Origin of the sequence: Bradyrhizobium niftali (assembly GCF_004571025.1) — a bacterium.
Classification (GTDB): Bacteria; Pseudomonadota; Alphaproteobacteria; order Rhizobiales; family Xanthobacteraceae; genus Bradyrhizobium; species Bradyrhizobium niftali.
The window spans coordinates 216,333-228,240 of sequence record NZ_SPQT01000006.1; the positions used below are offsets into that span (position 1 = coordinate 216,333).

9 protein-coding genes and 1 pseudogene are annotated in these 11,908 nt (G+C 63.5%); 8 read left to right on the forward strand and 2 right to left on the reverse strand.

What is annotated here, in order from left to right; all coding sequences use genetic code 11:
* Positions 1–70: 70 nt before the first annotated feature.
* The 4 genes from E4K65_RS14595 (at position 71) to E4K65_RS14610 (ending at position 7,247) form a co-directional block, all read left to right on the forward strand.
* A complete protein-coding gene (locus E4K65_RS14595) occupies positions 71–3,046 on the forward strand; it encodes an FAD-binding and (Fe-S)-binding domain-containing protein (RefSeq protein WP_135174757.1) in 2,976 nt (991 codons plus the stop codon).
* Entirely contained in the window at positions 3,039–3,467 is a 429-nt protein-coding gene (locus E4K65_RS14600) for a GlcG/HbpS family heme-binding protein (RefSeq protein ID WP_135174758.1), read from the forward strand. Before E4K65_RS14595 ends, E4K65_RS14600 begins: the two co-directional genes overlap by 8 nt.
* Before the next feature lie 2,355 nt (positions 3,468–5,822).
* Positions 5,823–6,617, forward strand: coding sequence for a DUF4357 domain-containing protein (locus E4K65_RS14605; RefSeq protein ID WP_135174759.1), 795 nt, complete (start codon positions 5,823–5,825; stop codon positions 6,615–6,617).
* A 12-nt stretch (positions 6,618–6,629) separates the two neighbouring features.
* Positions 6,630–7,247 (forward strand): hypothetical protein, encoded by a 618-nt coding sequence (locus E4K65_RS14610; protein WP_135174760.1) that lies wholly within the window; start codon positions 6,630–6,632, stop codon positions 7,245–7,247.
* 182 nt (positions 7,248–7,429) lie between these two features.
* On the opposite strand, the gene E4K65_RS14615 is transcribed toward E4K65_RS14610, so the two are convergent.
* Positions 7,430–7,645, reverse strand: coding sequence for a hypothetical protein (locus tag E4K65_RS14615; protein ID WP_135174761.1), 216 nt, complete (start codon positions 7,643–7,645; stop codon positions 7,430–7,432).
* Between the two features lie 495 nt (positions 7,646–8,140).
* Between E4K65_RS14615 and E4K65_RS14620 the strand changes: the two genes are divergently transcribed.
* From E4K65_RS14620 to E4K65_RS50020, 4 genes and pseudogenes are all read left to right on the forward strand, one after another.
* On the forward strand, positions 8,141–8,482 hold the full coding sequence (locus tag E4K65_RS14620) for a hypothetical protein (RefSeq protein ID WP_135174762.1): 342 nt from the start codon (positions 8,141–8,143) through the stop codon (positions 8,480–8,482).
* A 107-nt stretch (positions 8,483–8,589) separates the two neighbouring features.
* A complete protein-coding gene (locus tag E4K65_RS14625; protein ID WP_347340957.1) occupies positions 8,590–9,513 on the forward strand; it encodes a metallophosphoesterase in 924 nt (307 codons plus the stop codon).
* A gap of 94 nt (positions 9,514–9,607) precedes the next feature.
* Positions 9,608–10,222, forward strand: coding sequence for a hypothetical protein (locus E4K65_RS14630; RefSeq protein ID WP_135174763.1), 615 nt, complete (start codon positions 9,608–9,610; stop codon positions 10,220–10,222).
* Between the two features lie 222 nt (positions 10,223–10,444).
* Positions 10,445–10,531 (forward strand): annotated as a pseudogene (locus E4K65_RS50020) (hypothetical protein); the annotation flags it as partial.
* A 29-nt stretch (positions 10,532–10,560) separates the two neighbouring features.
* Here the strand turns inward: E4K65_RS50020 and E4K65_RS48710 are convergent.
* Positions 10,561–11,781: a hypothetical protein gene (locus tag E4K65_RS48710; protein WP_235885642.1), complete on the reverse strand. Its 1,221-nt coding sequence runs from the start codon at positions 11,779–11,781 to the stop codon at positions 10,561–10,563.
* Positions 11,782–11,908: the final 127 nt, after the last annotated feature.

The window sequence follows — 11,908 nt, forward strand, 5'->3', positions numbered from 1 at the left end:
ATAATCGGTCACGAGAGATAATGAATAACTCAGCAAGGCTGAGCTTCGCTGGGTCAGTCCGGGATCAGGGATGACAAACGCCTCCTCGCTCGAACGGCGCCTGCGGTCGGAATTGACCGGCGACGTCCTGTTCGACCCCTTCAGCCGCGGCCGCTACGCCACCGACGCCTCGTTCTACCAGATCGTGCCGGCGGGCGTGGTCGTGCCCAAGACCATGGACGAGGCGCTGCGGGCGCTGGCGATCGCCCGCGACGAGGGACTGAAAGTTACCCCGCGTGGCGGCGGCACCTCGCAATGCGGCCAGACCGTCAATGACGGGCTCGTGGTCGATCTCTCCAAGCACCTCAATCGCGTCCTGTCGCTCGACGTCGAGGGCCGTACCTGCGTGGTCGAGCCCGGCATCGTGCTCGACGACCTGAACCGGCAGCTTAGGAAGCACGGCCTGTGGTTTCCGGTCGACGTCTCCACGGCCTCCCGCGCCACCATTGGCGGCATGGCCGGCAACAATTCCTGCGGCGGCCGCTCCCTTCGCTACGGCACCATGCGCGACAACACGCTGTCGATGGAGGCCTCGCTCGCCGACGGCACGCTGAGCCGTTTCGGCGAGGTGTCGCGCGATCTCTCCGATCTCGAAGCTGGCGACAGCGCGCGCGCCCTGTTCCGCGACATGCTCGATCTCGGCACCCGCGAGGCCGACGAGATCGCGGCACGCTTCCCAAAGGTGCAGCGCCGCGTCGGCGGCTACAATCTCGACGCACTCACGCCGCGCAATGCGCGCAACAACATGGCGCATCTGCTCGTGGGGTCGGAAGGCACCCTCGCCTTCACCACCAAGGTCGAGCTGAAGCTGTGGCCGGTCATCCGCAACAAGGCGCTCGGTGTCTGCCATTTCGGCAGCTTCTACGAGGCGATGGATGCGGCCCAGCATTTAGTTAAGCTCAAGCCGATCGCGGTCGAGCTGGTCGACCGCACCATGCTCGCGCTCGGCCGCGACATCGCGATGTTCAAGCCGATCATCAATGCCGCGATCAAGGGCGATCCGGACGCCGTGCTGGTGGTCGAATTCGCGGAAGAGGACCAGGCGGACAATCTCGCGCGCCTCAAGCAGCTCGGCGAATTGATGGGCGATCTCGGCTTCGGCTGGAACAACGACAAGCGCAAATGGGGCGGCGTGGTCGAGATCACGGAGCCGGCGCTGCAGAGCGGCATCGCCGATTTCCGCGCCGCCGGCCTCAACGTCATGATGTCGATGAAGCAGGAGGGCAAGCCGGTCTCGTTCGTCGAGGACTGCGCCGTGCCGCTGCCGCATCTCGCCGACTACACGGCGCGCCTGAACGAGGTGTTTGCCAAACACGGCACCAGCGGCACGATGTATGCGCATGCCTCCGAGGGCTGCCTGCATGTGCGGCCCGTGCTGAACCTCAAGCTGGAGAAGGACGTCAAGGCGATGCGCGCCATCGCCGAGGAAGCCTTCGCCATGGTGCGCGAGTACAAGGGCTCGCATTCCGGCGAGCATGGCGACGGCCTGGTGCGCTCGGAATTCCACGAAGCGATGTTCGGCGAACGCCTCGTTGCCGACTTCAGGGAGGTGAAGCGGCGCTTCGATCCCGATGGCGTCCTCAATCCCGGCAAGATCGTCGATGCACCCAGGATGGACGACCGCTCGCTGTTCCGCTACCGGCTGGACTATCGCGTCACGGAGCTGAAGACGAAGCTCGACTGGTCCGCATATCCCGGCGCCGGCGGGGGGTTCCAGGGCGCGGTCGAGATGTGCAACAACAACGGCGCCTGCCGCAAGCTCGAGGGCGGCGTGATGTGCCCGTCCTACCGCGCCACGCGCAACGAGAAGGATGTGACGCGGGGGCGCGCCAACACCTTGCGGCTCGCGATCTCAGGCCAGCTCGGCCCGGACGCTCTTTCGTCGGACGAAATGATGGAGACGCTCAAGCTCTGCGTCTCCTGCAAGGCCTGCCGTCACGAATGCCCGACCGGTGTCGACATGGCCAAGATGAAGATCGAGGTGCTCGCCGCACGCGCCGCCACCCACGGCCTGACGCTGCGCGACCGCCTGGTCGGCTATCTCCCGCGCTATGCCGGCCTCGCCTCACGCCTCGCGCCACTCGCGAATTTGCGCAATCACAGCCCGCTGCTGCGAAAGCTGTTCGAGCGGTTTGCCGGCATCAGTGCGCGCCGGGCGCTACCCGCCTTCCGCAGCGACGTGTTTGCGCCGCCTGCGGAAGCGGTCGGACCAGAGAGCGGCCGCGAGGTCGTGCTGTTCGCCGACACGTTCAACCGCATCTATGAGCGCGAAAACCTCGACGCCGCGCTGCGCGTGCTCGCGGCCGGCGGCTATCGCGTGCATCTGCCCAAGCCTGCGAGCGGCAACCGCCCGCTCTGTTGCGGCCGCACGTTCCTCTCCGCCGGCCTCGTTGACCAGGCCAAAACCGAGCTCGACCGGCTCGTGACCGCCTTCGCCCCCTTCGCGGCGCGCGGCGTGCCGATCGTCGGCCTCGAGCCAAGCTGCCTGCTGACGCTGCGCGACGAGCTCGCCTCCCTGCGCAAGGACAATGACGCCAAGGCGGTCAGCGCCCATGCCCTGACCTTCGAGGAATTCCTGGTGCGCGAGGCCGAGGCTGGCCGGCTGCAACTGCCGCTCGGCGCCGTCGCCGACAAGGCAATGGTGCACGGCCATTGCCATCAAAAATCCTTCGGCGCCTTGAAGCCGATCGAGCAGGTGCTGCGCCTCGTCCCCGGGCTCAAGGTCGAGACCATCGAATCGAGCTGCTGCGGCATGGCCGGCGCCTTCGGCTATGGCACTGAGACCTATGACGCCTCGATCGAGATGGCCGAGCTGTCGCTGCTGCCCGCCGTGCGGCGCGCGGATCAGAATACGCTGGTCGTCGCCGACGGCACTTCGTGCCGCCACCAGATTCACGACGGCGCGGGGCGCGAGGCGCTTCACGTCGCGCGCGTGCTGGCCATGAGCCTCGATCGCGCCAAGACCAATTTCCCTTCTCCAGCTGCAAAGGAACCCAACCATGGCTGAACTGACGCTCGACACCGCCCGCAAGATCCTCGACGCCGCCTTCGCAAAGGCCACCGAGCTGAAGCTGAAGCCGCTTGTCGTCACCATCCTGGACGCGCGCGGCGTCATCAAGCTCGCCGCCGCCCAGGACGGCACCAGCCTGATGCGCGCCGAGATCGCCCACGGCAAGGCCTATGGCGCGCTCGCCCTGGGCATGGGATCGCGCGCGCTGTTCCAGCGCGCCCAGGAGCAGGCCTATTTCATTGACGCCGTGAACACAATTGCCAAGGGCGCGCTGGTGCCGGTCCCCGGCGGCGTGCTGATTATGGATGGCAGCACGCTGCTCGGCGCGGTGGGCGTGTCCGGCGACACCTCGGACAATGACGAGGCCTGCGCGGTCGCCGGCATCCAGGCGGCGGGGTTGAAGGCGAACGCGGGCTAGCGCCAGACCTGACAGCGGAGCGCTGGGCTCACGAAGATAGACATTAGAAAGTGCTGCGCTGCCGTTCTTTAGTCGGGGTTCGAGTCATGGTCCGCACATCGCGGCCCCCACTATTTCGAAACTGCTGTTGCCTTATCGGAGAGCAGCCCTACTTGGAACGTCGGATCTCGAGAGTCCACCAAAAACCGCCGTTCTTGCGCGCTCCCTCGCCGTCAAAATGGTCGACGCGTAGGTTGAAATCGAGAAGTCGCAACCATCGATACCGACATTCGCTGATCGTGGCCGTTTGAAGCAGAGAATCCCTGCGTCCCGATCCGATACGATTAGCCGCAATATGCGCCAATCATCAGATCTCGTAATCGGTCCGAGCCGATGGCTCGCGTTTGCGGCTGTCGAGCACCTTCCGCAGAGCGACTTCGCCAAGAAGTACAAGGCCTGAAGCGACGGACTGCCTTGAGGTATGCGCCTGCCGCCCATCTTGGCCGTTAACTGGTCTGCCCCGGCAATCTCGGGCGGTGCCACCGATCCAGCTGTGCTGCCCTGAAGGGAGGGCAGCCGGATTAGGAACGCGCGGGCGGGACGCTCATTGTCAGCGGCCCGGCTCTCCAGATCCAGATCGCCGCGCCTAAGGGCCTCGTCTCGTAAAGCGCCCCTGAACCGCCTGGGATTGCCGACCGGCTGCGGAGTGGCTCTCGTACATCACCTGCATGCCGACCCGCCGCCCGAATTCGTGCGACGCGCCTGACAGCGGCTACGCGGCAATCGAGAATTCGATCGGCTGCGGTCGTGCGGTCGATGTCAAGGCCCAAGGCCAAGGAGGCATCGCGGAAGGTCCGGTCGTCTTCTTGCGAGAACGGCGATCGGATGACTGCGGTCTGCTTCCTTTCAGAGCTGGTAAGCTCCGCCTGACCTTTCGCCAGCGCGAGCGCGATGGTCCCGATGCGCTCACTGGGATGGTGCGTCTGCGGTCTCCCTGGCGAGTGCGTCGAGGTTGATGGCGCCGGACTTCGAGTGCTTGGCTTTGATGCCGTACGGACTTCGCACCTCAGGGATTAATTTCTTCAACTCGGGCTGGGCGAGCTCATGCTTCCCACGGGCCTCCGGGTGCCGGAAGTGAGGCTGAGGAATTGCGCGCCGACGCGGTGCAAAGCGTGCTAGTACAATGCAGGCATTACACAGTGCGATCCGGAATAACGTCGTAATATCAGCTGGTTGACGCGCGCGAGAATGCTTTCATTTTTGGCCTCGCTTCGGTGCCCAGGTCTCAAGCCGGCATAAGTTTGCCGAATTTCCCGCGGCAGTGCTATACGGCGACCGACCTCAAAGGGCAGTAAAACGGGAAAAGCTTCCCGTGACTTTGGACCCGCGAAAGCTGGACCCAGCGTCCCGAGTTCACCCAAGTTGAGGAAGGCCCATCTCGAGCCAGGGTGAGAAGATCGAAGCCTCCACCCCGTCTTGCATCGTGGTGCGACGGCAATTTCGCGCTAGATATTCGCCATTGAAACGGCGAGTGGTCGCCAGGTGGCAACGGCCCCACAAAGCGGTCGGCTGTCATACAACGTGTTCGACGCGCAAAGCATGCGTCCTTTCTCGAACAAGGTGACAGATAGCTTGCCGCGAATGATGCCTATGCCTCGATGGCGGAATGCCACCGGGGCCGTCTTTCGCGATCCCGTTAACCATGGATATTCGGGTACCCGCTGCACCACTGGAATATTCCGTGAACAAGCAGCATACTAAACATCAACTTCGCAATTCCTGCGAAGGGCGGCCGCCGCTAGTGCTGGTAACACCAGCGTGCGGCCTGACCACAACGACTTGACTGGAGTCATCATGGCTAACTGCAAATATATCGCCGATTCGGCGCTCTTAATCCTGTCCTCTTTGTTGCTCCGCGCGCAGTCCGATGCGATCGCACCCGGCCTCGGGCGCTCCGCGGACGGTATGTCCGTTTCCCCCTTCATCCCCTCCATCGACTAGGCACGGATCGCGAAGCTCGACGTCATGCGGCGCGACGGCGCCCCGTGAATCGATTCCGGTCCGTCTGCATGCGTGGCAGCCCCGCCGATCGAGGGCGCAATCTCGGCGTCCGCGATTTCCCGGGGCAGCCACGCAGGCCGTGGTGACGGCCGGCGGCCCGCCACATCTGGCAGTGCGTCTGGTTGCGCATCGGCCGATCCGATGACGCCGGCTTCGCGATCTCTCTATGACCAGAGAGACTGATCCATGACAATTCACACCAAGACCAACGACGTACAGGCCTACACGCATACGATCTATCGCCCGCGCGGGGGAGTCGGCGGCTTTCGTCAGATCAGCGATCCGGCCGGACGGCTAGCCGTCACCGCCTATCCGATGGCGATGGCCAAGGACCTGGCGGCGGCTTCCGAAGGGTGGCCCGCGTGCTACGTCATTGCAGGGAATGGCGAAGCCATCATTGGCGAGAGTAACCGCGCGATCCAGTGTGTTGCCGAGCACACCTTGGAGCCGGCCAGAGCCTTTGGCTCGGAAGTCTACCTGCTGCATGAGCAGGAGCCGCATGCACTGGCTTGGTCGACGCGGCTCGATCTGGCGCATCGTCTGACGGAGCTCGCCCGAGAGGCCGCTCTCGTCATCCTGGCCAGAACCGTGGAGCCGAAGGCGTTGACGTGGACTGTCGAACACACCGCGACCATGGAACGGCTTGTGACGGATGGCCGGCGCCTGATGTTCGACGCAGGTTGCAGGATCTTCGACGGCAACCGCGCAAGCCAGCTGTCCGTGCAAGCCGAGATCGATGACAATCAGGACGCAGACGAAGCGGTCGAGACCGGCTTGCAGATCTCGAGCTTGCCGGAAGGTGAGCTGGAATTCGACTATTGCGGCATTCGGGCGAAGGGCTACCACGATTCGGAAGGGTTCGTGGTGAGCGCAGGCTCGGAGGCGCGCAACCTCGAGACGACCAGCCTCCGGCGAAACATCAAGACATTGCGTGCCGACCTCCTCAAGAAGGGCATCGTGGTGCCGATCGCCGGCGTCGAGGATCGTCTGCGCTTCCGGGTGGCATGGACCTTCTTCTCGGCCGCGGTCGCGGCCAAATTTGTCGCCGGGGCGCATGTCGCCGGTACCAAGTGGGTGCGCCGCCGCAAGCCGATCACGGGCGCCAAGTAAGAGGGCGGCCGAATGTCCAATTCTCAAAGGAGACCAAGTCGTCAGCTGCAAAATGGCAAAGCCGCGCTTCCCGGCCACGACGACGCCTCGATCGGGACCCTCGAGACGTCAGGCGAGCCGGCGGCGTATTCGCGCGAAGGCGGGACGCTCGAAGCCTCTTCGCCGGTCGTCCGTGCGCTGTTCCAGATCTCGCCGCTGGGCTGGTGGCGGTCGGTGCCGGCCGACGCGTTTCGGGCAACCGAATACCTTGAGGTCCGCTCCGCGATCGAGGAGGTCGCGCAGCTAGTAGAAGGCACCGAGGTGGAGCGGGCGCTGCAGGGCGATGCGGATGCCGCGATCGCGTTGGTGATGTCGCTGATGCCGATCACGCAGCTGCGCGGCATCAAGACCGACATCGCGATGACCGCCGTGCTGTCCATCGCGCTCGAGGGCGAGCCCAGATGCGCGCTCACGCTCGCTCATATCCTCGATCGCGCCGAGGGCAATCCGCGCCGCGCCGATCGGCTGTGCGACTCCTGGTTCGAGTTCTATCTGAGCCGCTCGGCCTTGCGCGGTGGCCTTTGCCCGGCCGAGAGGGCCGTGCTGAAGGCGCTGCGCGCGTTCGACGTCCCGCACGCCCGAAACGCATGAAGCTTCAGCCTGCCTTCGGCCCCAAGGCGAACATGGTGCCGGTCGCGCCGGCCGGCACCGGTGCCGTGACAGAGCGCGCGAAGCTTGGTGCGGACACATCGCAGGCGCAGAGCGCCAAGGCGGTCGAGCTCCCTCGGAGGGCTACCTTCAGCGGCCGTACGCAGATCGCACGTGGCTTTCGACTAACCGGGCTCGCGCTTCGGGACCTTGTATTTGCGCCGTTCGAGCCAGTCGCGGGCCGCTTCCTCCAGGATTTCCGAGGCGGTGGTGTCGTCCTCGAGGGCGACCTGCTTCACCGCTTTGATCACGTCGTAGCTCATGGTCGCGAAGAAATTCCGTTTTTGCTGTCGGGCGGCAGGCGCCTTGCTTCGCTTTGCGGATTTACCTGCGTCAGCCATGGGCTCTCCGACGGTCGTGAGGGGAACGGGACTCGCACGGCGGCGAATCTCCGGATTCTAGGCAGGGTTCGGCCAAATGGCCATAGGTAGCGAGGGACATAGGAATATTGGAGGATAACAAAATTACATAGGTAGCTTGCTACATAGATGAACGTTGACATATGCAGATGGTTATGTTTATGGTCTGTTCTCGCTCGCGACGATGGGCGGAAAATCTGTGATCAGGATCGGAACTGGTGGAACAAGACCATGCTGGCGTGCCCCGACAAGTTTCATCCGAGCGTCAACTTGCGCGCGGGTGCCATCCCTCGGGCTAACGGCGATCGGGGCGAGCGCTTCTGCGTGCGCATGCAAGCCGCGCCGCGGCAATGCGAGACGGGCCGGTTGGCCCCGATCGGGGAGAAGTTCGCTGAGCTGAGGGCCCATCGGCGCGGCGATGTGACCGGCGACCGGTCCGTCGACGAGGATCCGACAGTTTTGGATTAAGGAGGCCAGATGGCTGTGATCGTGAGTTGGCGGACCTATCTCGCGCAGGCGCATCCCCGCCTTTTCGAGAACGACAGGCCGGAATCATCACTCGGCTATGCGCGCTACCAGGAAGGCTGGCGCGACCTCATGGACGATCTCTGCGCGACGATCGAAGCCGCCTTAGGTGAGGACGAAGCGTTCAGATTTCTTGGGATCGGACAGAAGATGGGCTTGTTTTGGATTCGGTGGGAAGGGGAGGTTTCGGCCGACACCAGAGCCAAGATCGAAGAGGCCATTCACCTCGCTGCGAAGCGCGCAAACCGGACCTGTACAATATGCGGCTTGGAGACAGCACCGAAGGAGGCGTGAGGACAGGTTCATGGCGATGCGCCCGGGTTCACGACAGCGCATTCTGAGCCAAGCGAAACGATGTTGGGACTTCGTCACGGCGAGCGTGAGATTGCGCGCCTCTCCCGATGATTGGCGGATCAACTTCCAGCAGCCTTATTTCTTCTCTCCAGGACCTCGTGGTGGCACCGCTTGGGACTAAGCTCACGATGACAATGACGAGGACTGGCTTGCGTATCTGGGTTGTGTCGGATCTACATGTCGAATTGACGCGCGGCTGGGACCTGCCGGCAGGCGATGCCCGGCCACCGTTCGACGTCATGGTTGTCGCTGGCGATCTGATCCCGCGGATGGAGCGGGGTGTGATGTGGCTGCTTGAACGCGTCACCGATCGGCCGGTGATCTACGTGCCCGGAAACCACGAATTTTACGGCGCTGATATCGATCGGACGGTCGAGAAGGCCCGAGCCGTCGCAGCTGGCACGAACGTCCATGTCCTGCAACATAACGCCATCCAGATCGATGATGTCACCTTCGCCGGCGCAACTTGCTGGACGGACTTCGGTCTGTTCGGCGACCCGCATCGTGCGATGGTTGTCGCGTCCGAGCGCATGAATGACTTCCGCAAGATCCGTATCGGCCGCTATGCCGAGCGCTTTCGGCCGAGCCACGCGCTGGCCCGGCACATGGCAGCCCGTGCGTTCATCGAATTGGAGATGCGCAAGCCGCGCGCGGGGAAGCTGGTCGTGATCTCGCATCACGCTCCGCATCCCGGCTCTCCTCGCACGCACTCCGATCGCCCGATGCCGGACGAGTTCCTCGACGCGGCCTATCGTAGCGACCTCACGGCTTTGATGTGGCCAGCGGCGGATGACGGGCGCGGTACGTTGAAGCCCGCCGATCTCTGGATCTTTGGTCATACGCACGAGTCCGAAGACATAATGATCGGGGAGACGCGTCTAATGTCCAACGCGAAAGGCTACGGACCCTGGCCGCCGCAGCAGATCTGGGACAACCGGGATTTTGATCCGAACCTGGTCGTCGAAATCTGAGATGGCGGGCCATGACGCGTATCGAGATCCACGGACACTGGCGAACGCTTTTGCGTCATTTCCCCTTGTTTGAGTGAAAGTTGTAGGTTTATCGATGTGCGACACAAAGAAGGCCCAGGACCTCCCCGCTGTCTTCGTTTCGGCCAAGACCAAAGTCCCGGTTCCGGTAGGACATCCCGCGCTGCGCGATGCTTTGATCCAGGCCACGCTCGATCCTCGGGTCCAGTCAATCGATTACATCGCGTCAGTTCGGGTCGCGTCCGCTGTGGTCACGCTCGACGCCGTGATTATTGAGTTTGAGGACGGTCGCTACGTCCTCGACGTCGTACCGGCGCGGCCGGTGCGGGACATCGACGACGAAGGCCTCATGCTGATCGCGCTAGGTGAGCTCGAGCTCAAACCGCTTATTCTGACGGAGGAAGAAATCCGCAGCGAGCCGCGCCGCGGCAATGCCAACTTGATCTGGACTTATAGCGACCTAACCGTTCCGGTCGGGCTGCGGATGCGGATCCTTCAGGCCCTGCTCGACGAGGGGCCGATCCAGCTCGGCCAGTTGCTCAAGTCGATGGCCGGCGAAAGCGATCCTGCGGCGGCAGTGATGGCGCTTGCTTGCGCCAATCTTGTTTGCCTCGATTTAGTCGCGGGGCCGCTGAGTCCCACCACGCTCGTCACGTACTGTGCAGGCAAGCGGACTCACCACGAGTTTTGAGACGAGGGATGCGATGTGCCTGCCGCCGCCGGGGACGTCTTCCCGACAGGCTGGTCAGGAACGGCGACAAGCACTTGACGGCCCAGCCGAGCCTCCTGCCCTACGCCATTCGGAACATCGACGATAGCTGCCCGTCGCGTTCGCGTTGACCGCGAGGTCGACGGTGAGGGGCTGCAGCGGGTTCTTGAGCTGCTGCGACGACGATGATCCCGATCCCGAGCGGTGTCAGGGGTCTGGATCGCCACAGGCCACACCGACATGCGTCGCAGCGTGCAAAGCTTGGCTCTTATGATTCAGGAGAGTTTGAAGCGCGATCCCCATTTATGGGTCGGACGAGATTATGTGGTGGAGGCGCCCCATCCGGTCGCGTCAATCGGCTTGCTGCCTGCTGAACTTGAACCACCGAATCGATCGAGCAGCGCGATACGAGCCGCAACGAAGCTGTGGCTTCGCTTGATGTGGTGGTGCCGCACTGTATTAAGCCATTGCTCGGTTCTCACTAGATCTACGTCCTCGTAACAAGCGAGAACTTCGTGCGATCTTGCGGCAATGAAGCTGGCCACGGCCTCGAAGTCTGGCTTGGGCCAGGTCTGTTCGGGGGAGGTTCCGGCCTGCCGCCTGTTAGAAGTGTAGGGATCTCCCCACTCAGCGGCGAGCCATCTTATCTGGTTTTCGACGTCTAGACGGGGTGAGGCGTGTTCGTCATTGCTCCATTTGCTTGTCAGTGCCGCCGCGATTGCCTTTGCGTCGTAGGCGGGCGCGACACTCTTGCGGATGTCAGCGCGTGAACGGCCCCGCAGCCTCGCGACGGTTTTGATCCAGGCATCGTATTTGGCGACCAGGAGCGCGAGGCCCATTTGGGCGAGTGACCAGCTGTCGATCCCGCTTTCGCGCAGGCCGGGCATAAGCTCAGTCAACCTGGTGGCGGACAGAAGCTCCGGCGTATCCAGTTCAATGTCCCGGATGACGCAGGCAACGCCGGGGGTGGCCGATCGCCCCATTGCGGCGAGATGCGTCATCAGTTCGTCAGTGGAGGCGAGGACGTCGATGATGCGGTTGCCGGCCGCGTCAGCCAGCAGCGGGCGAGGGCGGCCTGCCAATGTGACCAGGGCGATCGCCAATGCTCTGGGTGGGGCCGGGCTGCGGGAAGGAGCGGCCGTTTCGGCATGGAACAGGCGGCGCAGCACGAGAGGGTTCATCCCGGCCCGTTTTGCGAGCTTAACGAAGGTGGTGGTCGCCGACTTCTTCACCACCCATTCGGAAAATCTTCGGGTGCAGAAGCGGTCCTTCTCAAAGGCGGGGTGTTCTTCGTCGGATGCGCGGCTGCACACGGCGCAGCGATAGTGCTGCCTGCGCCAGTTCACGAAGCGCGGCACGCGGACGACTGGAATGTCGCGGTAGCGGACGATGCGGCGACCGTTGGCCCGGCGTTCCCCGCCGCAATGGGGGCACCTGAGGTCGGAAGGCAGGCTCGAGGCCACCGTCTCGATGACCGCGCCATCCCGCTCGGATCGGGTGACCGCGATCGTGGCCGTATCGGGGGGCGGGCACGGATCCATGGCGGTCCGGCGCGTCCTCTTGGCGGGTTTAGGAGCTTCCATCTCAAAGAATATCATATTTATATATGAAAGCTAGCTGCATATAGGCCTCATCCTGTCCTCTGGGTTTTCTCAAGAACGAGGTCGA